This is a genomic window from Sinorhizobium sp. CCBAU 05631 (genome assembly GCF_002288505.1).
GTDB lineage: Bacteria > Pseudomonadota > Alphaproteobacteria > Rhizobiales > Rhizobiaceae > Sinorhizobium > Sinorhizobium fredii_C.
The window spans coordinates 1,362,750-1,388,406 of sequence record NZ_CP023064.1 but is presented as its reverse complement, the minus strand read 5'-3'; the positions used below and the strand labels follow the sequence as shown (position 1 = coordinate 1,388,406).

The 25,657-nt window shown below is 60.7% G+C and carries 21 protein-coding genes; 5 read left to right on the top strand and 16 right to left on the bottom strand.

The window, feature by feature from the left end:
- Positions 1 to 107 precede the first annotated feature (107 nt).
- From SS05631_RS31470 to SS05631_RS25885, 9 genes are all read right to left on the bottom strand, one after another.
- Entirely contained in the window at positions 108 to 293 is a 186-nt protein-coding gene (locus SS05631_RS31470; RefSeq protein ID WP_050988187.1) for a hypothetical protein, read from the bottom strand.
- A gap of 66 nt (positions 294 to 359) precedes the next feature.
- Positions 360 to 758, bottom strand: a complete 399-nt coding sequence (locus tag SS05631_RS25920; RefSeq protein WP_037415824.1) for a hypothetical protein — start codon at positions 756 to 758, stop codon at positions 360 to 362.
- A 28-nt stretch (positions 759 to 786) separates the two neighbouring features.
- Complete coding sequence (locus SS05631_RS25915) at positions 787 to 3,897, bottom strand: efflux RND transporter permease subunit (protein WP_037415827.1); 3,111 nt, start codon at positions 3,895 to 3,897, stop codon at positions 787 to 789.
- A 29-nt stretch (positions 3,898 to 3,926) separates the two neighbouring features.
- Complete coding sequence (locus SS05631_RS25910) at positions 3,927 to 5,495, bottom strand: FAD-dependent oxidoreductase (protein ID WP_050988188.1); 1,569 nt, start codon at positions 5,493 to 5,495, stop codon at positions 3,927 to 3,929.
- Positions 5,492 to 6,634: an efflux RND transporter periplasmic adaptor subunit gene (locus SS05631_RS25905; protein WP_050988189.1), complete on the bottom strand. Its 1,143-nt coding sequence runs from the start codon at positions 6,632 to 6,634 to the stop codon at positions 5,492 to 5,494. Before SS05631_RS25905 ends, SS05631_RS25910 begins: the two co-directional genes overlap by 4 nt.
- A gap of 447 nt (positions 6,635 to 7,081) precedes the next feature.
- Positions 7,082 to 7,711 (bottom strand): isoprenylcysteine carboxylmethyltransferase family protein, encoded by a 630-nt coding sequence (locus SS05631_RS25900; protein WP_037415830.1) that lies wholly within the window; start codon positions 7,709 to 7,711, stop codon positions 7,082 to 7,084.
- Entirely contained in the window at positions 7,708 to 10,827 is a 3,120-nt protein-coding gene (locus tag SS05631_RS25895) for an efflux RND transporter permease subunit (RefSeq protein ID WP_083853910.1), read from the bottom strand. The genes SS05631_RS25900 and SS05631_RS25895 overlap by 4 nt, the downstream gene beginning before the upstream one ends.
- Entirely contained in the window at positions 10,824 to 11,924 is a 1,101-nt protein-coding gene (locus SS05631_RS25890) for an efflux RND transporter periplasmic adaptor subunit (RefSeq protein WP_037415835.1), read from the bottom strand. Before SS05631_RS25890 ends, SS05631_RS25895 begins: the two co-directional genes overlap by 4 nt.
- Positions 11,924 to 13,369 carry an efflux transporter outer membrane subunit gene (locus SS05631_RS25885; RefSeq protein WP_037415838.1) on the bottom strand — a complete coding sequence of 482 codons (1,446 nt, stop codon included), beginning with the start codon at positions 13,367 to 13,369 and terminating at the stop codon, positions 11,924 to 11,926. Before SS05631_RS25885 ends, SS05631_RS25890 begins: the two co-directional genes overlap by 1 nt.
- 264 nt (positions 13,370 to 13,633) lie before the next feature.
- Between SS05631_RS25885 and SS05631_RS25880 the strand changes: the two genes are divergently transcribed.
- Positions 13,634 to 14,941 carry a patatin-like phospholipase family protein gene (locus tag SS05631_RS25880; protein WP_234828220.1) on the top strand — a complete coding sequence of 436 codons (1,308 nt, stop codon included), beginning with the start codon at positions 13,634 to 13,636 and terminating at the stop codon, positions 14,939 to 14,941.
- Positions 14,942 to 15,011: 70 nt separating this feature from the next.
- On the top strand, positions 15,012 to 15,308 hold the full coding sequence (locus SS05631_RS31705) for a hypothetical protein (RefSeq protein WP_037415841.1): 297 nt from the start codon (positions 15,012 to 15,014) through the stop codon (positions 15,306 to 15,308).
- Here SS05631_RS31705 and SS05631_RS25870 read toward each other — a convergent pair.
- Complete coding sequence (locus tag SS05631_RS25870; protein WP_037415996.1) at positions 15,305 to 16,168, bottom strand: MipA/OmpV family protein; 864 nt, start codon at positions 16,166 to 16,168, stop codon at positions 15,305 to 15,307. The genes SS05631_RS31705 and SS05631_RS25870 overlap by 4 nt on opposite strands.
- Positions 16,169 to 16,663: 495 nt before the next feature.
- On the opposite strand from SS05631_RS25870, the gene SS05631_RS25865 reads away from it, so the two are divergent.
- From SS05631_RS25865 to SS05631_RS25855, 3 genes are all read left to right on the top strand, one after another.
- A complete protein-coding gene (locus SS05631_RS25865) occupies positions 16,664 to 17,401 on the top strand; it encodes a response regulator transcription factor (RefSeq protein WP_050988190.1) in 738 nt (245 codons plus the stop codon).
- Entirely contained in the window at positions 17,401 to 18,795 is a 1,395-nt protein-coding gene (locus SS05631_RS25860; protein ID WP_037415843.1) for an ATP-binding protein, read from the top strand. Before SS05631_RS25865 ends, SS05631_RS25860 begins: the two co-directional genes overlap by 1 nt.
- A 217-nt stretch (positions 18,796 to 19,012) precedes the next feature.
- Positions 19,013 to 19,423, top strand: coding sequence for a hypothetical protein (locus tag SS05631_RS25855; protein ID WP_244412110.1), 411 nt, complete (start codon positions 19,013 to 19,015; stop codon positions 19,421 to 19,423).
- 1,406 nt (positions 19,424 to 20,829) lie between these two features.
- Here the strand turns inward: SS05631_RS25855 and SS05631_RS25845 are convergent.
- The 6 genes from SS05631_RS25845 to SS05631_RS25820 form a co-directional block, all read right to left on the bottom strand.
- Positions 20,830 to 21,273, bottom strand: a complete 444-nt coding sequence (locus tag SS05631_RS25845) for a TA system VapC family ribonuclease toxin (RefSeq protein WP_037415845.1) — start codon at positions 21,271 to 21,273, stop codon at positions 20,830 to 20,832.
- Positions 21,270 to 21,497, bottom strand: a complete 228-nt coding sequence (locus SS05631_RS25840; RefSeq protein ID WP_037415848.1) for a hypothetical protein — start codon at positions 21,495 to 21,497, stop codon at positions 21,270 to 21,272. Before SS05631_RS25840 ends, SS05631_RS25845 begins: the two co-directional genes overlap by 4 nt.
- 843 nt (positions 21,498 to 22,340) lie before the next feature.
- Complete coding sequence (locus SS05631_RS25835) at positions 22,341 to 23,024, bottom strand: transporter substrate-binding domain-containing protein (RefSeq protein WP_037415852.1); 684 nt, start codon at positions 23,022 to 23,024, stop codon at positions 22,341 to 22,343.
- Entirely contained in the window at positions 23,011 to 23,802 is a 792-nt protein-coding gene (gene hpaI / locus SS05631_RS25830) for a 4-hydroxy-2-oxoheptanedioate aldolase (protein ID WP_037415855.1), read from the bottom strand. Before hpaI ends, SS05631_RS25835 begins: the two co-directional genes overlap by 14 nt.
- An 8-nt stretch (positions 23,803 to 23,810) precedes the next feature.
- On the bottom strand, positions 23,811 to 24,593 hold the full coding sequence (gene hpaH / locus SS05631_RS25825; RefSeq protein WP_037415858.1) for a 2-oxo-hept-4-ene-1,7-dioate hydratase: 783 nt from the start codon (positions 24,591 to 24,593) through the stop codon (positions 23,811 to 23,813).
- Positions 24,594 to 24,617: 24 nt separating this feature from the next.
- Positions 24,618 to 25,511 (bottom strand): intradiol ring-cleavage dioxygenase, encoded by an 894-nt coding sequence (locus tag SS05631_RS25820; RefSeq protein ID WP_037415861.1) that lies wholly within the window; start codon positions 25,509 to 25,511, stop codon positions 24,618 to 24,620.
- Positions 25,512 to 25,657 lie beyond the last annotated feature (146 nt).

Here is a 25,657-nt window from a genome sequence, read left to right as displayed (position 1 = left end):
GTAGGGTTGATAATAGGCGCTGCCGCACCGCCAGACAGGGGTGCCGTTGACATATGTGAGGGCGCAGCCGGTGGGGAGTGCCGCAACGGTGACGGCCGTGCGGCGGATCACGCGGCGCGTGGTGCGCGGGTGACGCCGGCAACGCTTACCGGCGTCAAGGGGCGCCCAATGCGGGCCTGGGCGCTGCCGACGAAGGAAAAGGCGGGCGAGAGCCCCATCAGATCGGTCAACGCGACCGTAAGGGCGATCGCGATCCCAAACGCGCGGGAGGCGTGAAATTTTGCTCCAGTCATTGAAGGTTCCTTATCCGGGTTGGTCGGGTTGCTTCCGGAAAATGAATTCGCAGGGTTGAGCGCGGATCAGCGAGCGGCCACCTCCCAGCGAACGGCATTGAACGCGACGAGATGGGCGAGGACGAAGAAGCCGTGCAGGCCGGCAGTCATGTAGCCTGCTGCAAGCGTTCCGGTCAGAATGAAAAACTGCCAGAACAGGAGATTGGCGGTGCCGAGCAGCAGGTGCACCGCTGCCCCGACGACGTGCAAACTGCTCCCCGCTCGCCACAGCATCACCCCGAGTATGAAGGCAAGACCATGGGCTTCGATGAAACCTATTGCGGCACCGGGCACCCCGTTCAGGAGCAGCGCTTCCGGCCCTCTTGCAAGAAAGGAGCCCGCAATGTCGACCGTCATGCCGCCGGTCGAAGCAATGAGCAGGAAGGCTGCGTCAAAGCGCAGGAGAAAATTTCTGTAGGCAAGCATGTTGATGTTCCTTCGAAGTGCGTTTCACTCAATAGGCCGAGATCGGCATGGGCTGGGCCGGCGGCTTGATGGCCAGTTCATGCAATTTTTGCGAGCTTGGCTCTGGCGCCTTGATCCGGAACCAAGCGACATAAAGCGTCGGCAGGAAGACCAGCGTGAGCAGCGTCGCCACCACCAAGCCGCCCATGACCGCGTAGGCCATCGGACCCCAGAACACCGTCGGCGCAATTGGGATCATGCCGAGAATCGCCGCGGCGGCAGTCAGCAGGATGGGCCGCAGGCGGTGTTCCGTGGCGCTGATCACCGCCGACCAAGGCTCCTCACCGTCGGCGACGTGCTGGTCGATCTGGGCGATCAGGATCACGGAGTTGCGGATCACCATGCCGACCAAGCTCATTACGCCAAGGATCGCGACGAACCCCATCGGAGCCCCGGAGAGAAGCAGCGCCGCGGCAACGCCGATGAGGGCGAGTGGTGCCGTCATGAACACGAGGATGAGGCGCTGGAAGCTCTTGAGCTGAACTATCAGCACCGTAGTCATCAGCAGCAGCATCATCGGGAAGACCACGTAGATGCTGGTCTGCGCCCTGGCGCTGTCCTCCATGACGCCGCCGAGCGCAATGTGGTAGCCGTGCGGCAACCGCCCTTCGAAGGCCTTGATATCGGAGTCGAGTGCCTTGACGATGGCAGTCGGGTCACTGCCGGGCGTGACGTCGGCCTGGACCGTGACCGTGGGCACGCGGCCGCGGCGCCAGATCAGTGGCGGCTCCGTCGCATAGGCGAGGGTGGCCACATGGGCGAGCGGGATGCGCCGCCCACCGGAGGCGGTGACGGTCAGGTTGCGGAGCGTGTCGAGCTTCGCCCGTTCCTCCGGCACGGCTCGCGCGACAATATCGATCAGGTGGGCGCTGTCGCGCATTTGCGTGATCGTTGATCCGCTCAGCACCGTGTTGATCGCTTCCGAGAGCTGCTGCGAGCTGATGCCGAGAGCCCGCGCGCGATCCTGGTCGACCCTGACCTTGATCACCTTGGCCGGCTCGTTCCAGTCGTAGTTGATGTTGCGAACATGCGGGTTGGCGCCGATCACCTGGGCAAACTCGTGCGCGTAGCTGCGCGTCGCGTCCATGTCGGGCCCGGATACGCGGAACTTCAGCGGCCAGCCGACGGGCGGGCCCATTTCGAGCGGCGTCACGCGAGACATGACGTCGTCGAAATCTTTCGAAAGCGCCGCCTCCAGCCGAGCGATCACGCCCGGGCGGACTCCGGGCCCCTTAGTCACGACTACGGCCTGGGCGAAGAAGTCGTTCGCAAGTTGGGCGTCGAGAGGCAGATAGAACCGCACCGCGCCCTGACCGACATAGAACGTCCAATGCTCGATGTCTGGATCCTTTTTCAGGATCTCTTCCACACGGCCGACAACCTGGCGCGTCGCATCGACGGAGGCGGTGCGGGGCAGGGTAAGGTCGACCATGACTTCGGGCCTGTCGGACTTTGGGAAGAATTCCTGCGGCACGAAGTTCATCGCCACCACTGCAAGTCCGAAGAGGCCGGCAGTGGCACCGAGCACGGTCCACTTCGCCCGCATGGACTGCTCCAGCACGCGACGGAACCAGCGGAGCATGCGTGAGCTTTCGTGCGCGCCATGTGTCGCGATGCGCTCCGGCAGGATGGCGACGCCGGTAAGCGGCGTAAAGAGCACGGCGACAACCCATGAGACGATCAGCGCGATGCCCACCACGGCGAAGAGCGAGAAGCAGTACTCGCCGGCGCCGCTCTTGGCGAAACCCACCGGAACGAAGCCGGCAATCGTCACCAGAGTGCCTGTCAGCATCGGAAATGCCGTGGATGAATAGGCGTAAGTGGCAGCGGAGACCCGATCGTACCCCTCCTCCATCTTGGAGATCATCATCTCGACAGCGATCATCGCGTCGTCGACGAGAAGACCCAATGCGATGATCAGGGCGCCGAGCGAAATGCGCTGCAGCGAAATACCAAAGTAACCCATCAGCACGAAGGTGATCGCCAACACCAGGGGAATGGCCACCGCCACGACGATGCCCGGTCGCCAGCCAAGGGCGAGGAAGGAAACCGCAAGCACGATCGCCACCGCCTCGGCGAGGCTCCTGGTGAACTCGCCGACAGATTCCTCGACGATGCGCGACTGGTCGGCGGTCAGCGAAAGTTCGACACCGATCGGCAGGTCGCGCCTCAATTCCTCGACCTTTTCCTTCAGGTGTTCGCCGAGCGCGAGCGCGTCGCCACCTGATGTCATCGAGATGGCGATGCCGATCGCCGGCTGTCCGTTGAAGCGGAATAGCGGCTGCGGCGGGTCGGAATAGGTGCGCTTGACTTCAGCGAGGTCTCCGAGACGGAAGTACTTGCCGTCGGTATAGAGATTGATCGCCTTCAGGCTTTCTTCGGAGGTGAACTCGCCGGAGACGCGGATAGCGATGCGTTCGGGTCCGGCGTCGACGGTTCCGCTAGGCTGAAGTGCATTCTGCGCCTGCAGAGCCTGCGAGATAGTGCCTACATCGAGTCCGAGCGCCGCCACCTTCTCCGTCGAGAACTCCAGATAGATCTTCTCGTCCTGCTGGCCGATCAGATCGACCTTGGCGACGTCCGGAACCTGCAGGAAATCGGCCCTGAGGCTGAGCGCCAGGTCTTTCTGCTCACGATGCGACAAGCCGTCCGCGGTCAGTGCATAAATTAGTGAATAAGTGTCGCCGAACTCGTCATTGTAGTTGGGACCCATCGCGCCGGAGGGCAACGTGGACTTTATGTCGTCCATCTTCTTGCGGACTTGGTACCAGAGAGGCTGCACCTCGGCCGCCGGTACCGTGTCCTTGAGGTTGACGAAGACGACGGATTCGCCAGGCTTGGTGTAGCTCTTCACGTAGTCGAGGTTCGGGAGTTCCTCCAGCTTCTTCTCAATGCGGTCGGTGATTTGGTTGACGGTGTCGACGGCGGTGGCACCCGGCCACAGCGTCTTCACCACCATCGTCTTGATGGTAAAGGCCGGGTCTTCTTCCCGCCCCAGGGTCGAATAGGCCCAGAGACCGGCAAGCGCGGCCACCACCATCATGTAGACGACGATGCTTTTGTGGCGCAGTGCCCAGTCGGAAAGGTTGCAACTCGTCATGATATTCCTCCCACGACAAACCACCGGCGCTAGATCGCAGCGAGCGAGCACAAGCGCTCGATCGTCGACGGTTCGACGTGCCTCGGTTTGATTGCATAGGTCTCGATGAAGCGCTCGAAGGCAGTTGCGTCCTGCTTCGCGACGATCGCGATATGGCCGTCCGGCCGCACGAGATAGGCCGTGTTCCTGACTATTCCGACCCGGCATGCCGCGGTGCTCCAGTCGAAACGGTGAAGCGGGATGCCGGCGAGCGAAATCGCTGCGCCGAACGCCGGCTCGACCTCACCATAGACATGGACCTGCCAGTCGAGGGTGGTGAGACATGCATGGTTATCGCCTTGTCCAAATGGCACCCATGGCAGCCGGTCGCCGCCCTGGACAGCACCGGAGCGGCCGGAGCTGAGGGCGCTGTTTCGATAGGTGATGCCGGTCTGAGAGATGAGCGCGAAGAAGGCGCGGGAGCCGATCTTCGTGCGGGTGATCGCCGAGATCACCTTTGCCATTGCGTAGCGCCGCCACAGCCCGAGGAGCCAGGAGCGACCCGATACGAGCTTGAAGGCCTGGTCTGTGCTCTTGATCAGCACGCGGGCGAAGGCGAGGCGCTCGGTCTCGTAGGTGTCGAGCAGTGAAGCGGCGGCGCGACCTTGCAGCACGGCTGCGAGTTTCCAGGCGAGGTTGACGGCGTCGCCAATGCCGGTGTTCATCCCTTGGCCGCCGGCAGGGCTATGGATATGTCCAGCATCTCCGAGCAGAAAGGCACGGCCGACGCGGAACCGCTCCGCGACGCGATGGTGCACGCGATAGGTCGAGAACCAGTTGAGCGCCTTGATTGCAATGCCGGTGTGGCACTCGATTTCCGGACGAATGGCTTCAAAGGTGATGACAGGGTCTCTTTGATGCGCCTCCGGAACCACGCCGATCAACCTGATGCTGCCAGTCTGCCGCACCGGCATGACCAGGGCGAAGCCGTAGCTGCCAAGGCAGACGTCCATGCCGTTCCGCGTCACTTCTCCTTCGCCGGCGACATCGGCGACATAGAAGGACTGGTCGTAGGTGCCGCCGGGAAAGCCGATTCCGAGGGCATGGCGAACGGTGCTGCGCGCGCCGTCGCAGCCGCAGATGTAGCGGGTCTTGAAGGTCCTCTCGACGCCCTCGCGAATAGTCGTGACGGTCACGCCGTCATTCTTTTCCTCGATCGCCACAAGTTCGGTCTGCCGTTCGATGTGGACACCGGCCTCCTCGAGGTGAGCCATAAGCACGCGCTCATGGATGTCCTGCGGCAGCGCGAAGGCATAGGAATAGCGGCTGACGCCTTCGCCGAACCTGCTCAAGGGGATGATGGCGCTTACTTTCCGCGGCGTGCGGGCGGTCAATTGCTCGAGGCGGATGCCGGCCTCGAGCACGTCATCGACGACGCCGATCTGCCGGTGGAATTCGAGCGTCCGAGCCTGCACGGCAAGGGCGCGCGACGTTTCGCCGGGCCCGGCCGACTTGTCGATGACGCGGATGTCGACGCCCAGGCGAGCGAGCCAGAGGGCAAGGGTCAGGCCCGTCGGCCCGGCGCCGACGATCAGGACTTCAGTATCGAGAGCGTTCATTTGCCGTCTCCTTCGATGCGGACTTTCTGCCGGTCCCGCAGCCGGTTAACGCCGGCCGTAACGACAATGTCTCCCTTGGTCAGACCGTCGCTCACAACGACACGGTCGGGCTCGTAATGGGCAACGACTATCGGCTTCAGCGCGACCGTGTCGTCTGCGCCCACAACCCAAACCGCGGGCTCGCCACGCAGATCGAACAGGGCACTTCCGGGAATGGTGACAACCGGATCGCCGGGCCGCTCCACCCGGCCGGCCACGCTGGCGCCGAAGCGCATTGCCTCGGGCGCATTTTGCAGCGCCACTTTGACCTGATAGGTGCGCGTCGCCGCATCCGCCATCGGCGCGACCTCGCGCACGAAACCGAGGACGGCAACGGAAGGATCACTGAGGAGCGAGATTGTGATCCGAGCGCCTGCCCTCTCGGCCGGGTGGGCCGCGAACATCGCCTCGGCGATCGAGAAAACGGCGTCCTTGTTGGTCGGATTGGCAATACGCGCGACCATCTGCCCGACATTGACGACCTGGCCTTCCTCAGCGCCCACGGCGGTGATGATGCCGTCGAAATCGGCCCGGAGTTCGGTATAGGCGAGCTGATCCTTGGCCATGTCGAAGGCGGCAGTCATCGCCTCGAGCTTGGCGACGGTCGAACGCAAGTTCTTTAAGGCAGCATCGTGATTGGCGCGCGTCGTATATCCGTGCTCCAGCAATCTTCTGATGCGAACCTCGCTCGCCCGCGCCTCGACGACGGCGGCCTCGGCCGCCTGCTGATCGGCTTTGGCGCTTCTCAGGCGATTGCGATATTCCTGATCATCGAGCCGTGCGAGCACATCGCCCTTCCTGACTTTCGCCCCGACTTCGACAGTTCGCGACACGAGCTTGCCGGAGAGCCGGAAAGCAAAATCGCTCTCGCGCTGCGGACGGATTTCCCCGACGGCGCTGTTGCGGACGGGCATCGCCCTGGGCTCTACCGTCAGCGTCCTGACGATCCGGACCTCGCGCCCGTCCGAATTGCCCGTCGTGACGACGTTGCCGTCGCTGCTGTTTGCGTTGGACCAACCAACGAAACCGGCCGAGGCAAGGCAAAGCGCAAGGGTAGAGAGGACCAATGAACGGCGGCTTTTGATGCGGCTATTCGGCATATTCGAACCCCCAAGAGAGGCTGTCGCCGGTCATTGCTGTCCGGCGGTACACCCCAAACGATCTGGAAAACTGAGGCGCTCTGCGCACCTCGCGTCATCAGTTATCGCCGGAGGGTAGGACCGAAATCCCGATCGGAATCTGAAAAAAATCTGATGTCTTCATGAATGGCATCAGGAGGGACGGGAATGCCAATAAGCGCGCTGGCAGTGGAGGCAGCGGTTTCGGCAGTTGAACGCATTTAGGTCCGCCACAAGGTGCAGAACGGACGATTGCCAAAAGATAGTTGATCGACCGCAACGGGTCGATCGGTCCGGTTCAGGGTCACGTCGCAGTCGGGTGGACAGCGGAAGTCGGACGACGGGAGCTGAATGGGCATGATGCGCCAAGTTCTGCCTTGAAGCCGCCCTGCACGTGACACGGGGAGGCTTTGGGCGTCCGACGGCTGATTAGGGTAAGGTGACCGCGGCCAACAAATAGCCTTGGCTGTGGAGGTACTCGAAGAACTCGGAAACCGGCACGAGCGCCACAATGAAGAGTGCGTCGCGCACGGTCACTCGTAGCGCTCTGGGCGAAAAGCTCCGTTCCGGGCCCCATTGGAAACCTGAAAAGTCCGGCCAAAACAGCGGCGTGCCACGGGCGTAGTCGTCGAATTCCTTACCAAAGACGCGCGACAGATATGCCGCCTCTCGGTTCGCGGTATACAAGAAAATGAAATACGCCAGAATGGTAAAAAATGCCGTTACCATAATTGAACCGAACACCAGACCAACTCCGAAGATCGCCATCAGAGAAAAGAAGTAAAGGGGGTTGCGGGTGATCGAGTAAGGGCCTTGGGTCACGAGCTCGGCATTCTTTCTTCCGCCCACGTAGAGGATCGACCAGATCCGGCCGATCACCCCAACGATGACTAACAAGGTACCGGCCTGCTCAAGAATACTTTCGAGCAGGCTATAGCCTGGGCGAACGGGGCGACTGATGAGATTGAGGATCACGAAGGCCGTCGCGAGCGCCCAGAGCAGCAGAATTCTCACCTTCTGTCTGAATGGCCGTTCCGGCCGTGTTGCAGAGTGGGTCATTGATCTACTTCCGTGTAAGATTTGAATTTTTTGAGAGGAATTGAGCAGGTAAACGGTCCTTCCTCTAGTCTTCCTTGGAAGATCCGCTTGAGAAGCAGCAGGAAGTCGTCGACGAGGGTGAAGATGATGGGGATGACGATGAGGCTGAGTACCGTGGAGGTCATGAGGCCGCCGATGACGACGATCGCCATCGGTTGACGGAAACTCGCATCGCCCCCGCTAAGGCTCACGGCCACCGGAAACATGCCGCCGCTCATGGCGATCGTCGTCATCACGATTGGGCGGGCTCGCTTATGGCAGGCATCGACGAGGGCGTCGAACCGAGACATGCCGCCGCGCCGCCCCATAATCGCGTATTCGACGAGCAGGATCGAATTCTTCGTCACGACGCCCATCAGCATGAGTAGGCCGATCACCACCGGCATCGAAAAGCTCGTGCCGGTCAGCACCAGAGGCAGCAAGGCACCCCCCAGCGACAGCGGAAGGGCTGTCAGGATCGTCAACGGCTGCAAGAAGTCATGGAAGAGTAACACCAGCACCGCATAGATGCAGAACACGCCGATTCCCATCGCGACGGCGAAGTTGTCGAACAGTTCGGAGCTTCGCTGCAGTTCCCCCTGTTCGACAAGCTTGACACCGTCCGGAAGGTTCTGCAGGGCGGGCAATGCCTGCGCCTCGCGAAAGACCTCACCGAGGATGCGGCCGTTGAGTTCGACCGACAGCGTGACGTTTCGCAAGCGGTCGATGCGGCTGATCTGCGACGGGCTCCCGCCGACGCGGATGTCGGCGACCGAGCCGAGATCGACGCTGCCCCTGACGCCGGCAACATGCAGATTGGCGATGTCGTCGAGTGCCGTCCGGTTTCTGGGATCGAATCGGACGCGGATCGGAAGCTGGCGCTGTGGCAAGTTGAGCTTGGCGAGCGCGGAAGAATAATCTCCGTTCGTTGCCACGCGGACCGCCTCTGAAATCGCTTCTGCCGTGACGCCGAGGGCGGCGGCGCTGTCGAGATCCGGGACGATCTGGATTTCCGGGGCCTGGAGGGAGGCACTGGAGGACACCGCGCCGATGCCCTGGAGGGTACGCAGTTGCTCTTCGAGCGTTGTGGCCGCCCGGTCGAGTGCATTGGAATCGTCGCTCGCGAGCGTGATGTCCAGCGTCGTGCCATTGCCGCCCGTGCCCACCTCGATCCTGGCGCCTGGAACAACGGCAAGCGCCTGCCGAATGTCGTTTTCGATCTCGGCCTGCTTGCGGCTGCGTTGGCCGATCTTCTTTAGGTCGACGACGAGTGCGGCGGTCGCCGTGTCGATTGTCGCCGAGGAAGCGATAAGGTCGCCTGACGAGGCGCTACCGACCGCGGAGAACACGCGTGTGACGTCCGGCAGATCGGAAACGATATCCGCCGCTCGCCGTGTGGTCGCGTCCGTTTGTTGGATCGTACTGCCGGGTTGCAGTGTCAGGGTGACTTGCGTCTGCGCGTCGTCCGACGGAGGCAGGAAACCGGTGCTGAGCATGGGAATCATCGAGAGGGAGAGCCCGAGGAACAAGCAAACGCCGAGAATGGTCAGCTTGCGATGATGCAGGCAGGTTTTGACGACGGTCATGTAGGCACGCATGATCCGGCCATCCTTTGCCTCGACGGGGTGCGCCTTCATGATGTATGCGGCCATCATCGGCGTGAGCAGGCGCGCGACGACCAGTGAGGCGAGAACCGCCACGGCTGCCGTCACGCCGAACTGGCGGAAGATCAGGCCTGGAATGCCGCTCATGAAGGCGGTCGGCAGGAAGACCGCGACGAGCGTCAAGGTCGTGGCGATGACGGCAAGGCCGATTTCATCGGCAGCTTCGAGCGCAGCCTCCTTCGGCGGCTTTCCCATTTGCAGATGGCGCGCGATGTTCTCGATCTCGACGATGGCATCGTCGATGAGGATGCCGACCACGAGCGAGAGCGCGAGCAGCGTGACCGTATTGAGGCTGAAATCCGCCAGATACATTACAAGGAAGGTCGGAATGACCGATAGCGGCAGCGCCACCGCCGAGAGAAAAGTCGCCCGCCAGTCGCGCAGGAAGAGCCAGACCACCACGACCGCGAGAATCGCGCCCTCGTAGAGCATGTGCATCGAGCCAGCATAATTTTCGACAATCGGCCCGACCGTGCTGTAAGCCTTGACGATCTCGACATCGGGATTGGAGGCAGCAAAATCCTGCATGGCCGCGTCGATGGCGGCCGCAGCCCCCGTGTCCGAAAAGCCGTTCGATCGTTTGACCTCGACAGCGATCACGGGTTCGCCATCGAGATAGGCTATCGACGACCGGTCGGCAAAACTGTCCGTCACTGCGCCGATCTCGTCCAGCCGCACCAACACGCCGCTCGGAAGCGGGATCGCGAGCGCCTTCAGTTCCTCGATCGAGGAAACCGCGCCGAGCGTGCGTATCCCCTGCTTGCCGCCGCCGATCTCGGCCCGGCCGCCCGATGTGTCCGACTGCACGGACTTGAGCTGTGTGGAAACTGTCGCCGCGCTGAGGCGGAGCGCGCTCATCATCTGGGGGTCGAGGTCGATGTGCACTTCACGGTCGATGCCGCCGATCCGGCTGACCTCGCCGACGCCGGGTACGGAAAGCAGGGCTTTCGTCATGTCGTTGTCGACGAACCAGGAGAGTTCCGTCTCGTTGAGGCGCGTGGAGCGCACAGCATAGGTGAGGAGAGCGGAGCCCTGCACCGTCGCCTTGGTCACGCCCGGTGCCTGCATCTCGGAAGGCAGGTCGCCGCTCGCGCTGTCGACGGCATCGCGCACCTCGCTCAATGCTTCCTCGCTGCTCTTTCCGAGCTGAAACGAGACATTGATGGTGACGCTCCCGTCCGAGACCTTCGTCGTGATGTGGTCGAGGAGGCTCAGTGAGGCGAGCCTGTCTTCGATCTTGCGCGCGACTTCCGTTTCGAGCTGGGCCGGCGCGGCACCGTCAAGCGAGGCGCTGACCTGAACGGTCGGCAGGTCCATGTCGGGAAAATTCTGCACCGCGAGCCGGTCAAAGGCGAGCAGGCCGCCGACGGTCAGCAGGATGAACAGCAGGATGGCGGGAACCGGATTGCGGATCGACGAGGCGGAAAAGTTCATCGGGCTTCTCCCTCTTCGAGCTGAACGAGCGCGTCACCGACCACGCGGACGAAGGCCTTGTCTGAAAGGAAAGCGCCGCCCGCCATCACGACCTCGGCCGAGCGGTCGAGGCCCGAGAGGATCTCCACTTCGCTACCATTGCGGCGGCCGGTTTCCACACGAACGCGGGAAGCGCGCTTATCTGCGTCCACGGTGAAGACGTAAGAGATGCCGTCACGCAGGATCAGCGCCGTCTCGGGCACGGTTAGCGCCGCCGTGGTGTCAAGTTCGATCTGACCGGTGACGTAAAGGCCGATGGGAGGGCGCGCCTCCTGCGGCAGCGCCACATAGAGGAGTGCCCGTCCGGTATCGGTGCTGACGGTCGGGCCGACGAGCCGAACTGTCCCTTTGACGCGTCGGTCACCGGGACCGACGAACGTAGCGGCCAGGCCTTCCTTGATGCGCGGCAAATAGCGTGCAGACACTTCCGGCTGCCATTCGACGCGCTGTTGGCGGATCATGCGGAACAGTTCCGTGCCGGAGGAGACGACCGCGCCAAGCTGGGCCGAGCGGGATGTGATCAGCCCATCGTCCGCGGCCAGGATGGTTGTCTTGGCAAGCTTGATCTTTTGGCTTTCCAGCGAGGCTTCGGCGGATTCGACACCGGCGATCGCCGTCTGCTCGGCGATCAGGTATTCGTTGATCTTCTCATCCGAAAGCGCGCCGCTTCCCTCCACCTTGCGTGCCCGGCCGGCATTCGCCCTCGCCTTGGCGAGGTCGGCCCTGGCGCTTGCCAGCGCCGCCTCCTGGTAATGCAGTTCAGCGCGCACCGATTCGTCGGCAAGTCGGCCGAGGGGCTGACCTCGAGAGACGACCGATCCGACATCGACAAGGACATCGGTCACACGCAGGCCATCGATCTCCGCAGCGATGACCGCCTCGTGCCATGGTTTCAGCCAGCCGCTGGCCGGTATCGTCTCAGGCCACTGGCGTTCTGCAGGCTTTGCTACGGCGACGGTAAGCGCTGCTGCCTCGGTCTTTTGCGCGAGCACAGGCGCCGCGGCCGAAACGAGCTTCACACCGAGGAAAAGGGCAACAACAAGGGGTTTCGCTCGCATCAGAGCTGATTTCCTTTTGATTTTTTCTGGAGAGTTCCGGAGGCCGCGGCGCTCGTATTCCAGCCGCCGCCGAGTGCTTTGTAGAGTGCGATCCAGTAGCGTACCGAGTCGCGGCGGATCTCGATGAGCGAGAGTTCTGCCGACTGCGCCGACCGCCGGGCGGTCTCACGGTCGAGAAGGCTCGCGCCGCCCGCTTTCCAGTTTGAATCCACGGCGTTGAAATAGGCGCGGTAGTTGCGCGCCGCGACCGTCGCGTCGCCGATGCGCCGTCGCGTGCTGTTGATCCGCACGAGCGCGGCTTCGACTTCGGCGACTGCATCCAGCACGCCTGATTTGTAGGCGGCCACTGCCAGATCGTAGGCGGCTACCGCGCTTGCCACCGCCGCGCGGCGCGAACCGCCGTTGAAGAGCGGGATTGAAAGGGCCGGGCCGAAGGACCAGGGCGCCGAAGTTCCCGTCAGCGAAGAACTGCCGATCGTCACGGAGCCGCCGAGGCTAAGGCTCGGATAGAGATCTGCTTTGGCCGCTCCGACCTCGGCGAGTGAAGCGGCGACCTCGAGTTCCAGCGCGTTGATGTCAGGGCGTTGCCGCAGGGCATCGGCTGGCACGGCCGCGACGCTGAAGGTCTTCGGCGTCGGAATGTCCGACCAGCCTTTCGCCAGAAGATTGCGCACACGAGGCTCGTCGCCGCTGGTAAGGCGGGTGAGTAACTTGATGAGAAGTTCGCACTCGGCGCGCTGCGCAGTGAGTGTCGAGGCTGAGGCCGCAGCGCTCGCCCGGGCCAGTGCAAGGTCGCTGCTCGACGTGAAGCCAGAGGCCGCCGCCGTCTCGGTTGCCCGGATCGTCTCGCGCTGCGAGGCTACTTCGGCAGTATAGGTACGCTCTAGCTGCCGACAGGCACGGTATTGCACATAATAGTCCGCCACCTCGGCGGCGAGCGATACGCGCGCGCCGTGCCAATCGGCGATCCTTTCGTCAACCCTCAACCGTGCTGCCTCGCTTTTCTGCCGCACTTTGCCGAACAGGTCGAGCTCCCAGGCGGCGTCGAGGCTGCCGCTCGTCATCGTGGAGGCCGCAGCTTCGCTGGCACCGTTGCCGCCAGCGCCCGAGCGCGCGAGCGAAGCCGAGCCGCTGAGCCCCGGAAAGAGGTTCGATTGTGCGGACGCCAGCGTGGCACGGGCGCTCTCGATCTCAGCTGCTGCGGCTTCCAGGCCGGGGCTTTTGGCTTGTGCCATTGCGACGAGCGTTGTCAGCGACGGATCGCTGAAGGTCGACCACCAGGACACAAGATCACTGGTCCGGCCGCCATGCGGGAAAGTCGCATGCCAGACATTTGCGATCTCAACGTCGGGTTTCCTGAGATCGGCTACGACCGTGCAGCCTGAGACGACTAGGCAGGCCGCAATGCTGCCGATGTCGACGATTCTACGATGGGCCGCCTTCATTTACTGCACTCACAATCCCTTACTTTCCTGCACGGGATGTAGCGGATCGAATGTGAGGCGGGGTCGAAGATCGATTAAGATAGATTAAGTTTGATGTCGGGCGGTACCGGGCAGAAAGGCACTCCGGGCTCCATAGTTACTCGTGCAATCGTATTATCCGCCGTTGCTCCTGCGGATGCGGCTTAACAACTCTTAACAAGAGGAAACCCAAGCCAACGACAGAATCGATTAGTTCCGCCAGAGATATCTCGAAGAAATCTGGCTGTGAACTATGAAGGTTTGCTACTGCGGTCACCAAGTCGGGCGAACAGGCTTCGAAGCGGAAGCGGCATTCACGGCGGCTGGTGGACGGCTGGCGGACGCTTTGATGTCTCGTCGGAATTGCAGGTAGAGGCTACAGATATGCCTCGACTGCTGGCTATCCTCCTGTTGGCGTTTCTTGCTGGTTGTATGGCGCCGGGCCGTATTCCTTACGGGCCAAAAGCCGCATCGGCAGCCAGTGTCGAGGGGTTTGGCGATATCCGCATTTACGCGGATTCGCGTGGAAGTTTGCCCCAGGGACGTGCTTGGCTTCCTATCCTGAGACACAAGGAAATCAACTACCTCGTATTGTCGGGCGGAGGGGCCGGGGGCGCGTTCAGTGTCGGAGCGCTGAAGGCCTGGTCGGACAAGGGACAACGGCCCGAATTCGACATGGTCAGCGGCGTCAGCACGGGTGCGTTGATTGCACCTTATGCCTTTCTCGGGCCGGCCTACGACAAGGCGCTGGTCGATCTTTATACAAGCGGCGTCGCCCAGGAGTTGGTCGACGTGAGATTTCTGCCCAGGGGGCTGCTGGGCGCAAGTCTCCTCAACCAGGAACCGCTTCGGAAAATGGTCGAACGGTATCTGACGCACGACACACTGGCGAGAATCGCCGTGGAGCATCGCAAAGGACGGCGCTTGCTCGTTTTGACCTCGAACCTCGATTCCCAAAGAGCGGTGATCTGGAACATGGGTGCCATCGCCGACAGCAACCGGCCCGACGCGTTGCAACTCTTCCGGGACATCATCATCGCATCGGCCAGCATCCCGGGCCTCTATCCCGCTGTGCTCATCAAGGCCCAAGCCGGTGGGCGAATGTTTGAGGAGATGCACTCCGACGGAGGCGCAGCCTCCCAGATCCTGACCATCCCGGAGGGGTGGATTGCCAATGCAGAAGAGGACGAATGGCCCAAAGGGCCTAAGTTCAACATGTACATTCTCGTCAACAACGCCCTCATGCCGGAATTCGCCATGACCACAAACAATACGTTGATCGTCATGGCGAGGGCGAGTTCACTCCTCATCAAGGCACAGACACGCAGCGCGCTGCTGGCTACCTACGCCTATGCCCAAAAGACCGGCATTCGGTTTCGGATGGCTTCGATCGATGCGCAGGTTTCCTACGACATGACCGACCCATTCAATACGAATTACATGCGCTCGGTCTACAACTTGGGGTACGCAAGAATGGCAAGCGACAGCCTGTGGAAAGACAGGCCCTCGTTCACCGACACGCCGGCAGCCACACAGATGGCGCAGTGGCGATAGCCGCACCCGTCTTCCCTCACTTAGCAGGGGGCGCTTCCCCGCATTGCCCTGATAAGTATTCAACCGTGTTATGGAAAGGAAAGAGAATATCGATCTCGTTGTTCACGCGACCATCACCCGCATCGTGCCGGCCAACGCCACGGTCGCCGGTCTGTCGACTGCGGCTCGCAGCCTCGTTCGTGGTTCCGGTGCTCGTCCGGAGACTGCCGCACGGCTAGCGGTCTTTCTGTGGAGGCCGAAGGCAGGGACGCCAGGCACGCTGGTCGCCGAACGCGACGATCCGGGTCGCGCTGTGCCGGCCACAGAAATTCCGCCGATCCCGATGCAGGGAGACCAGCGGAATTGCTGTTGTCTGCTGGTCTCCTAGAACTTGTAACCGACGACCAACATCGCTGACGGCTGCACATCGTCCTGAACGATCGGGCTGTCCTTCGCGTCGCCGGTCAGGAAGCCGACACCTGCTTGGCCTCGGATCAGCCAGTTTTCCGTCGCCATGTAGGTCACGGAGGCTTCGAGGTCGACGCGCTTGAGACCCGCGCCTGCATCGTATTGCCGCAAGCCTGACCGTGCGGACTGGGCAGCCGTTACCCCAAAGTAGCTCTCCATATGGTTGTCGTCGGCGAATGTCGCGGAAGCGCCCGCGGAAAGGATAAAGCGATCATGGTGATGGGAGACATTCGCTCCGACTTCACCGAGCAGACCGTTGCTGCCGCCAATCGTTTTGTCGACAGACGCATAAAGTTCCATGGGCCCCAGTTCATACGAGATCTGCGTTCCAACGACAGCGCCGGCGTCGATGTCACCGAGGCCCTTAAGGTGAGGGGAATCGTCTTCATCGCGCCCCCCTCCCATGTCGTAGCCGCCCTTCACCGTGAACTTGAAACCGTTGGACTTGAACACGTCGACGGCCACCCCGCCAGGATCGACGGTGACGCGATCACCGAAGGTTGCGGAGATCATAGGAATGGGGACGAGTTCAAACTCGTCGGATCCTTCGAATTTTGGCGCATAGATGGCTCCGGCGCCGACCATAACGTCCCAGTCCGAAAGCTTCTGGCGTATCCCACCGAAGCGTCCGTTGTCGAAGCTCCCTGACGGTGGAATGGCGGCCGCCCCGCTCTCGTAAAGGTCGGCAGCGCGTGCCTGCAACAGGGGGCAAGCAAACACCGCGAAACCCGCAGCTATGGCGACACGCGGCCGGATTAAAAAGGACTTGGTCAATGACATTCGAACTCGCTCCTGGGGGCTGATCGAGAGAGTGTTCAACGCGGAATGCGTCATACCTCTCGCGGCCGCACTATCCCGGACGACGTCGTTAACTTGGGTTTTCTGATGTTAAGAAATGTTGGCGTGGCGATGCCGCTGGCCCCGCGGGTCCTGCCTAACAGAGCGAAACGCAGATAATGAGTGCAGAACGACACTCATTCGCAACAGTCCGCACAGCTTCCGCGTGAGTGTGCAGACCAGTTGTCTGCACCCGAACAATTGAAGGCCAGCCATCCGTTCAGACAAGCTCGGTCCAATACTCGTCATGGTGTGGCCAGCCGGTGATTTCGGTATCGATGATCGTCGCGCGGCCGACGGAGTGGTGGCGCCTCGCTACGGTCCAGCTTTAGCTTAACATATCAAAATATCTTCACCCGTGACTTTGGGTGTGTTTTGGCGACAATGAAACATCGTGCCTCAACCCAGCTTTCGATCACACCCTTGAAGAGCAACCACATGACAGCTCAACATCTCATCGCGCCAGAGACAGTGCCTCGCATTCTTCTTGTCGAGGACGACGACGAGATCGCTGCGATGGTCATCGAAATGTTGACGGAGAATGGTTTCGAAGCTGCTGCGGTTGGCTCAGCCGCTAACATGGATGCAATCCTGAAGAAGCAGTCCTTCGATCTGGTTGTGCTCGATGGCATGCTGCCGGGAGAAGACGGGTTCAGCATATGCCGGCGGCTGCGGGCCTCGTCGACCATTCCGATCGTGATGCTCACAGCACTTGGCGATGAAATTAATCGCATTGTAGGCATCGAGCTTGGAGCTGACGACTACATTACCAAGCCGTTTCATCCGCGGGAATTGATGGCGCGAATAAAAGGGCTGTTGCGGCGCGCCTCATACGGAGCGATCTCCCCCCCGCAGCAGACAGCCATGCAGTTCGCCGGTTGGCAGATCGATCCGATCCTGCGGCAACTCGTGAATCCGGAGGGCGTGCACGTTTCGATGACGACGGCCGAGTTCGATATTCTCCTCGCATTCTGCCAGAATCCCGGTCGCGTCATGACGCGTGAGCAGCTTCTCCGACTGACCCATGCCGGTGCTGCAGGTCCGGTCGAACGCAGTATAGATGTTCACATCAGCCGAGTTCGCCAGAAAATCGAATTCAATGTTCGGGAGCCGACCCTGATCAAGACGGTCCGGCTCGGCGGCTACGTGTTCACGCCCAAAGTCGAGGCGTACTGATGTTTGCACGCTTTCAAGCTGGGTCGATCCGCCGACAGATTGCGGCCCTGGCTGTCGGCCCCGTCATCTGCCTCGTCATGCTGGGTGTAATTTCCGAATTGCTCTTGCGTGACGATCTGGAGAGTGTTTCGTATGCCAGAACGACGGCCTTGAAGATCGAGACGGTCGTCGATCAGGTTCGAGCGTCCACGTCCGCAGAGCAACGAGCGGCGATTCTAGACGCCACGTCCGGGACAGGGCTTCGGGTCGAACAGGTCTCGGCAGCGGAGCTTTTGAAGCAGGCAGATACGGACATCTCCTTTGAGGATGTCCGCCATCTTGTGAAGAACAATCTGCCAGCCAGCTTCGCAACGGCTTTCCGGGCGAAGACTTCCGCTGGAAAACTACACGATGTGCTGGTCGTCGGGGTCGGTGATGACCGGGCTCTGGCGTTCCTCCCTGCGCCACCGCCTCCGGATGCATGGATCAGCGATCAGCAAGTCAGCATCGTCCTGCAACTGATGGGTCTTGTCCTGCCCGTGGTTCTTCTGTCGCTCTATGCGGCACGGGTGATCGCGGCTCCCCTTCTTGAATTTGCGCAGGCCGCAGAAACCTTGAAGCCCGATGACGGGCCCGACAGGCCTTTCAACGAAGGCGGAGTGGCCGAAATCCGAACCCTAGCGAAATCATTGAATGACATGCGCAGCCGCGTTCGCAGCATGATCGATGACCGCACGCGCATGCTGCGCGCAATAAGCCACGACCTCCGTACACCACTGACGCGACTGCGGCTGCGGGCGGAGCGCTCGACGCAGCCGGAGCTGAAAGCAGCGTTGCTGAACGATATCTCAGCTCTCAGCGACATGATCAACGATACGCTCAGCTATCTCAGCAAGGAGATGGCGGCCGAGAAACCGGTCAATGCCGACCTGCCCAGTCTGTTGACGACTGTTTGTTCCGATTTCTCCGACGTCGGCTTCAATGTGAGATATGTGGGACCGGAGCGCTTTGCCTATCGCTGCAAGCCGAGATCACTGGCACGTGCGATCACCAACCTCGTCGAAAACAGCACCAAGTTCGCTCACGAAATATCGGTGGAGCTTTCGATCCTTGGAAATGGGAGCCTGAGAATATGCGTCATCGATGACGGCCCGGGCCTTCCCGTCAGTTTGCGTACCCGGGTGCTCGAACCTTTCTTCAAGGCCGATACGGCGCGAACATCGACCGACCGCGGTGGGTTCGGTCTTGGGCTCTCGATCGTCGACGACATCGTGCGGGCACATGGCGGCACGATCGAACTCCTGAACAGAGCGCCGCAAGGTCTCGCGGCACAGATGGATTTTCCTACCGAAGGGCATGCGGCGAGCGGCGCCGCGCCTAAGCGAACGACTGGCCACGTTGGCTGCGCTGTGTGATTCCACAAGCCCCTATACCCGATCGCGTCAACGAGGCGCGCGAGAGCGACCGGGTGCTTCCGGAGCGGTTCGGGGTGGCAAATCATCGAGCCCGCTAAGTCGCCAGGTCCCGTCCTTTGGGACGAGTGGGCGAGGCCCGCAACAAAATCACACAAAACCAAACACACTCTTGCACAGGCAAAGGCTAGATTCTTCGTCTCCGTATGAGGAACTCGCCATGTCTTTGGAAGCCATTCGTCCCAACAAAATCCTTGTGTTTCTGCCCAAGGCGGCGGCCAATATGATCGCCACGAAACTGGCGGAGCGTGGGCATGAGTCGATCGCAGTGTCGACGGTGCCGGAAGTCTTTGAAGCACTCCGTTCTGATAATTGCTCCTTGGCCGTAACGACGCGACCGGAGATTGATCTTCTGCGCAGCATGCGTCCGATACCTGTAGTCAATCTTGAGGTTTTCTTCCACGCAGCGCCTTCCGGCGACGGGCCATTGACAATGTCCAAAAGGTTCGACGGAAGCGCATTTATGAAACGGATCGAGTTCCTTGCTCAGCCTACGGGTAGAAGAGTTGTGCCCGGACTGGTTGCCTATGATCAAGGCAGGGTCGCTGTTGCGGACCTCGGTGAAGGCTAAGGCGAGATCATGGCCGAGGCGCACACCGAGATGGCGGCCGCTAGCGGGGACGCCGAACAAGCCAGAGCGGTTGAGCCGGCTGCCCGCCGACTGGCGACGAAAGCATCGGCTCCGCGCCGAAGATCAAAATAAATAACCGGTTGGCCACGTCGCCGGCAGCATCCAAATTGCTGGCGGGGAACGGGAGGACTTGCGCGGCTTTACTAGCCCGCCATGACTAGCCCCTCTGTGCAGGCTCTGTCGCCGTTTTGATTGGAACCATCCGCCACCATGAGGGGTCTAATATAAGTCCAATGCGGAGTATACGAAGCCTGGCTCGAGGGAGCCACGCGCGGTGCCGTTCCGACGACGAGCTTTACGCTTTCTGTCCAGAAGCGAAGCTGAGACTTTCCAACCAGGACGCTTGTCCCCGCCTCGCTGCTGGCCTTGACGGACCTGGATCTCAACGAAGGCAACGCGCTCTGCACGATCTACGAGGAAGACATCGGTCGCCTTTTAGTCGGTACTCGCCACAACGGGCTTTGGAGTCGGCGGGCACGAGCGTCGTGGCGATTTGGCGCCCTTCTGGTGGTCTTAAAGGCCTGGTTCAGCGATCGCATCTGCCCCGCGAGCGCCGCTCGCAGGCTTGTCCCGACTCCTGAGAAGATGCCCGGATCTCCGGACATCAAGGCGGCCATAGCGAGTTCGGAGGCGTTCGCCAATGCCTGTAGATCGTTGGCTTGCCCACGGAACGCGGCCCGCTGCTAAAAGTCGATCCGCATCACACGTCCGGGCGTCGAGCAGCTATGCTATTTTTCAGAGCGAACATAGGATCACAATCACTTGGTCCTTCGCCATCGGGTATCGTCGACTAATGGCCCAGGCCCTCGTACATCGCAACAACCGGGATGGGTCGGCTCTTTCCTCAGTCGAATGAGCGGAGAGCCAAGTCGACAGGCGTGCAGCCGAACATGCGTACACCAACCATAGCGCAGCTAAAAACGGATCACGGCGCCGAATATCGGGCCATGCTCGATCACGTCGAATTCAAATCCGTCGCTGCTCCATCTTCGATAGGCACATCCCCCGGGTTGAGCGACCGTCTGTGGCTTGAGCGCGACTGCCAAAGGTGTTGAGCCGTGCCAATGCTCATTGTTCTCCTGGCGGGTGACGCGCCCGCGCGCGATGCATACATGTCGAGGAGAGCTGTGGCGACTTCTGGGGTGACGCCCGCCTCGGTCAAAGCCGCAAGGCGGCACGCGGTGACTGCGCCTCAAAAAAGATTGGCCAACCGGTCCTCAGCTGACCCATAGAGCAGCTGCCCGGCGCCGACTGCGGACAGAAGAAAGCACTCGGCGAGGGACTAAGCTCACAAGGGATTGACGCAAAGCCCGTTACAGAAGATTGTATAACGTCTCAACGGGAGCTCACGACCTCTTTGTAGTGATCAGGTGCAAGGCGGAATTGCCCCCTGTGACCGCCGCTGCTGATAGCTTGCGATCGAATGTCGCCAGCTTGCCCCCACGCGCCTTGGCGAGGGCAAGTAGGTAGGTGTCAGTTACCTGCCCCGAAGTCAGGATCTTCGCGGGAGCGATATCACCTGACCCGACAAGGCTCACATCATCCGGCCAAAAGCTATGACCGGGGAGCGACCGCAATTTTCGGACTACCTCCATCACGAGTGACGGCGAACCGGGAGAATTGGGATATTTGGGGCTTCCGACGATCCGGATGACACCATTTTCGGTAGTGGGGCAAGTGGCCCACGCGGTCTGTCCATTGGACGCGAACCACTCGTGCGCGTCATCATGCGCTACGTGACCCGGATCGATTAGGGCGATCACCACATTGACGTCGAGCAGGAAAGTCACGGCAGTTCGTCACGCAAGGCGTTGACGATTTCGAGCGTCACCGGTGGCGCATTCGGCCGGGGTGACAGGAGAGGAATTCCATTGCGCTCGCCGCCACCGCGCGGCCGGCGCAGAGAACGCCGCGCCAGCTCGGAAATGACCTCGCCGACGCTTCGACGCTGTTGGGCTGCCATCGCCTTCGCTGCGATCAAAACATCATCGTCGATCGCCAGGGTCGTTCTCATATCCGCTCCACTTACGCATCAATCATCACGCATCATATAGAGCAACAGGGCGGGCTTCTCAAGGTTGATGGCGAACGAAGATGCAGTCATCGCTCCAATCTGTCCGCCGGCGCAGAGGGTTGAAATCACAATCTCAATTCATCCACGGTCGCCGGTCCGAATCCGTTCTCGGCGAGGATAGAAGTCGACATCCCGCTTTTGGCATGTTGCCGGCTTTCGATTGTCTCAGTCGGGTGGGGAGCCGAAATTCGAGCGAACGAGCGAATCGGCGCTAAGCGGGGACCTTTCAGCCATTCGTGTCGGCCGTACTAGGACGAATTTTAACTGCCGCCCTGTTGCTTGCGTCGAAGCTCTTCCCGGCAAGCTGATGGCGGTAGTGATCGTCCAGGCATGAAGCTGGTACTCCTGACGGGATGGTACAACTCGGCAAAAAACCGCCGACCGGCTTGCGCGTCGCCTGATGATGCTCATCCAGTCGGTCGGATGGAGCTCGCAGTTTACCTGGCGCGGTCATGGTGCTGTGGGGGAGGAGCGCCGATCTAGGCCATTCTCGCGGCGGGGCGTGGCCGACGCGCGGGCACATCCATGCAGTCGTCATGACCGCCGTATGGCAACGACTAGGGCAAGGACTTGCTGCGCCAGCACCACGAAGCACACGCCCAAGGGGGCGGCCACCGCCAACCCTTAGGGACAAGAGTTGCTCGACATCCTACTCAAAGGCTCAACGAAACATGAACTTCCGAGTCGGAACGCTTGAGAGGGAAGAGGATTCCAATTGACTATTCGGGAGTTAACGTGTCGCGTCCCCTCGACCTGGCTCCCTCGCATGTGCCGCCAACTGCTTCAATTGCTAAACTTACCCGCACGGCAATGCTGTTGGATGAAGTCCGACAGGAAGGTTGAAGCGTGAACGCACCTCCGATGCACAGCGAGCGCCTGAGGCACCTTCGAGAATGTCCCATCAACAATGCGGAAACCTGGATTCTCTTCGCAGAAGCGTGACAGAGACTCGGTCAAGCCCGCAGCCGCATTGCACCGGAAGGATACAAGCATGTCCAGGGCGGAGGCGGGATTTTCGGCATGGAGGACAATTGCATTTCTAACCTGTCGCTCAAGCTGCTTTGTATACGCAGCGGTTCTGGCGGCGGCAATGCGCACCCCTTCGACGTCGACATGCTCGACGCTGCCTAGCGGGCTACTGTCTGACACCAGAAAACTGGCGGTCACCGTGGTATAGGGGGGCGAGAAGGAGAACCTGTCGGCACGTGACGGATCGGAAGCAATGAATGCAACGTCCCACTCATTGTCTTCGGCAGCCGCAAGAATGTCAGCGGCCGATCCGTATCGGACCAGCGACAAACTGCAGTCGAGTTCTGCCGCAAGTGCGATCGCGATCTGCGCGCTCGGCCCTGTTAGAACGCCTGTCACTGGATCGAGTTGGACAAGTGCGGCATTCGACATGTTGACCGCCGCTCTGATGACTCCTGTCGGTGCGATTTCAGTAAGGACTTCATCACGTTGCGACATCGTGGTACGCTCCCTGAGATGCAAATCGTGCAGCGAGTGCTTCCGATCCCCTTGCTAGAACAGCGACATCGACACCAACGGCAGTAAATAGTGTTCCAAGCGAGATGCACCGTGCCGCGAACTTTTCATCCGGGGTAAGAATGCCCGCAGGCTTGCCCAACGCTTTCAGGCGTTCAATCGCGTCGACAATTGCATCGACCACCTCCGGGTGGCTCGGTTGGCCCCTGTGTCCGAAACTCGCTGCTAGATCTGCCGGTCCTACGAATACGCCGTCCACTCCCTCTACCGACGCAATCGACTCGAGGTTGCCAAGCGCTTCCCGCGTCTCAACTTGCAGCAACAGGCAAATTTCCCGTTCCGCATTTTGCGCATAGTTCGCAACTCGGCCGAAACGAGTGGCGCGCGTAAGGGCAGAAACACCACGGATACCATCCGGAGGATATCGCACGGCCGCGACTGCGGCTTTCGCCTCTTCCGCGTTCTGAACGTAGGGAATGAGCAGTGTCTGAACGCCAATATCCAGGAAACGCTTGATGAGAACGGGGTCGTTGATGGCCGGGCGGACGACTGGGGAAACGTCGTATGGTGCGACCGCTTGCAATTGCGGCAGGACGGTCAGAACGTCAGCCGGAGAATGTTCCGTGTCGAACAGGAGCCAATCGAAACCTGAAGGCGCGACGATTTCTGCGGCGTAGCTTCCCGGCAAGCCACACCACAGGCCGATCTGACTTTGACCAGCAAGGAGCTTCCGCTTGAACCGATTGACAGGATGTTCCATCTAGCACCTCACACGAATGACACGCCGATGGAGCCAACAGGGCCATAGTCGGCCTGAATGACATCACCTTTTGCGATATCGACAGGACGCGTGAAGGAGCCGGCCAGGACTATTTGTCCCTTCTCCAGGCCACCGCCCACAGCATGAAGTTTGTTGACCAGCCAAGCGATGCCGGCTGCCGGATGTCCCATGATCGCCGCCGACACGCCCGACTCCTCGATGATGCCGTTCTTGGAAAGAGTCGCTCCGACCCAGCGGATATCAATGTCCATCGGGCGAATTATACGACCGCCAACGACGATGGCGCCGAAAGCCGCGTTGTCCGCAATGGTGTCGGTGATCGCTCGGGGGACTTCGGTCCGGTAGTCGATAATCTCGAGTGCCGGTACAACGAACTCGGTCGCACGCAGGACGTCATAGATCCTGGTGCCGGGCCCGACGAGATCCTCACCCATAACAAAGGCCAGCTCGATCTCCAGGCGCGGTTTGATAAACAAGTCAGCCTTGATCTGCGCTCCGTCATTATAAAGCGCATCGTCAAGAATGCAGCCGTAGTCCGGCTCCGTCATTTTCGAGGCCATCTGCATGGCGCGTGACGTCAGGCCGATCTTATGCCCGACGATCCGTGCGCCCTTGGCCACCCTCGCCTCCGCCCACAAAGCCTGAATCCGGTAGGCGTCCTCGAGTTCGAGGTTCGGGTAGGTCTCGCTAGGCTGTATGATCGGCTTGCGCTCGATTTCAGCTTTGAGCAGCGCGTCTGCCGCGGCCCGGCGTTCTTCTTCGGTGATCATATCGTTTGCTCTGCTGATTGTGATTTATTTGATCGGGGGACGCGGCAAAACGGCTTCGCCGGGCTCCATGACATAGGTGTAGTCGAGCGAGAACCACGGACCAGGAATATCCGTTTCGGTCGGATGAGGCTCCTCATGACGAGTGAAGTCGCCGGTCAGCGCTGCCGTGACACCGAACTGAACATCGGAGTCGATGTTCGGGTCGCTGGGGTCGAAGACTTGGGAAATCAGCGTCTTGTATCCGTGCTTGAAGATCAGTGCGTGCAGGTGCGCTGGTCGGTATGGATGGCGTCCCTGAGCTTTGAGCAGGCGTCCGACCACGCCATCGACCGGTATCGGATAGCCAACCATCTTGACGGTCCTGAACCAGAACCGGCCTTGCTCGTCGGTCATGAATTTGCCGCGCAAGTTCATCTCGGCCTGGTCCGGGTCCTGATTTTCATAAAGACCGACGGGAGATGCATGCCACACATCCACTTCGGCGCCGGCAATTGGCTTACCGTCGCGGTCAACGACCTTGGCATGCACGAATAAGGGAGTGCCCGGCGTTTCGGATCGGATAATCGTCCCGCCATTTTCGACTCGCGGAGAGTTGAGGCGCCAGAATGGGCCCAACAGCGACTGGGAGGTCTCAGTCTGTCCTCTGTCGCCATTGTTCAGCAGACAGACAAGTGAAGACACGCCAAGAGAACCGGCCATCAGCACAAACTCGTTGTGGTGATCAGTATGCAGCTTCCCGATCTCATTCAGTATGGCTGTCGCCTCCCGAAACTCGACCTCCGTCAATCGAACCTCGCGCACGAATGCATGAAGATGCTTGACCATCGCGACGAGGATTTCTCGCAGGCGGGGGTCTTCAGTGCGATTCATCACAGCAAGGACGGCTGGCGTCAGATCGCTTTCAGTTTTGATCACCATGTGGGCTACCTCCCGATTTCCCCGACTATCAAGATAATCGATTATCTGTCAAGGCCGCTGTGCATTCTCGCGGCGCCACTAAGCCAAAAGAAACAGGACGGTGGCATTGCAATACATTGATTTTATTACATATCGTTTGCGAAGAG

Coding starts and splice junctions, on each gene's coding strand:
- SS05631_RS25905 (WP_050988189.1), bottom strand. CDS start 6,634: ATGCCGAATAGCCGCATCAAAAGCCGCCGTTCATTGGTCCTCTCTACC.
- SS05631_RS25915 (WP_037415827.1), bottom strand. CDS start 3,897: ATGACGAGTTGCAACCTTTCCGACTGGGCACTGCGCCACAAAAGCATC.
- SS05631_RS25855 (WP_244412110.1), top strand. CDS start 19,013: ATGTCTTTGGAAGCCATTCGTCCCAACAAAATCCTTGTGTTTCTGCCC.
- SS05631_RS25865 (WP_050988190.1), top strand. CDS start 16,664: ATGACAGCTCAACATCTCATCGCGCCAGAGACAGTGCCTCGCATTCTT.
- SS05631_RS25860 (WP_037415843.1), top strand. CDS start 17,401: ATGTTTGCACGCTTTCAAGCTGGGTCGATCCGCCGACAGATTGCGGCC.
- hpaH (WP_037415858.1), bottom strand. CDS start 24,593: ATGATCACCGAAGAAGAACGCCGGGCCGCGGCAGACGCGCTGCTCAAA.
- SS05631_RS25900 (WP_037415830.1), bottom strand. CDS start 7,711: ATGACCCACTCTGCAACACGGCCGGAACGGCCATTCAGACAGAAGGTG.
- SS05631_RS25910 (WP_050988188.1), bottom strand. CDS start 5,495: ATGAACGCTCTCGATACTGAAGTCCTGATCGTCGGCGCCGGGCCGACG.
- SS05631_RS25840 (WP_037415848.1), bottom strand. CDS start 21,497: ATGAGAACGACCCTGGCGATCGACGATGATGTTTTGATCGCAGCGAAG.
- SS05631_RS31705 (WP_037415841.1), top strand. CDS start 15,012: ATGGAAAGGAAAGAGAATATCGATCTCGTTGTTCACGCGACCATCACC.
- SS05631_RS25885 (WP_037415838.1), bottom strand. CDS start 13,369: ATGAAGGCGGCCCATCGTAGAATCGTCGACATCGGCAGCATTGCGGCC.
- SS05631_RS25890 (WP_037415835.1), bottom strand. CDS start 11,924: ATGCGAGCGAAACCCCTTGTTGTTGCCCTTTTCCTCGGTGTGAAGCTC.
- SS05631_RS25820 (WP_037415861.1), bottom strand. CDS start 25,511: ATGGTGATCAAAACTGAAAGCGATCTGACGCCAGCCGTCCTTGCTGTG.
- hpaI (WP_037415855.1), bottom strand. CDS start 23,802: ATGGAACATCCTGTCAATCGGTTCAAGCGGAAGCTCCTTGCTGGTCAA.
- SS05631_RS25920 (WP_037415824.1), bottom strand. CDS start 758: ATGCTTGCCTACAGAAATTTTCTCCTGCGCTTTGACGCAGCCTTCCTG.
- SS05631_RS25835 (WP_037415852.1), bottom strand. CDS start 23,024: ATGTCGCAACGTGATGAAGTCCTTACTGAAATCGCACCGACAGGAGTC.
- SS05631_RS25895 (WP_083853910.1), bottom strand. CDS start 10,827: ATGAACTTTTCCGCCTCGTCGATCCGCAATCCGGTTCCCGCCATCCTG.
- SS05631_RS25870 (WP_037415996.1), bottom strand. CDS start 16,168: ATGTCATTGACCAAGTCCTTTTTAATCCGGCCGCGTGTCGCCATAGCT.
- SS05631_RS31470 (WP_050988187.1), bottom strand. CDS start 293: ATGACTGGAGCAAAATTTCACGCCTCCCGCGCGTTTGGGATCGCGATC.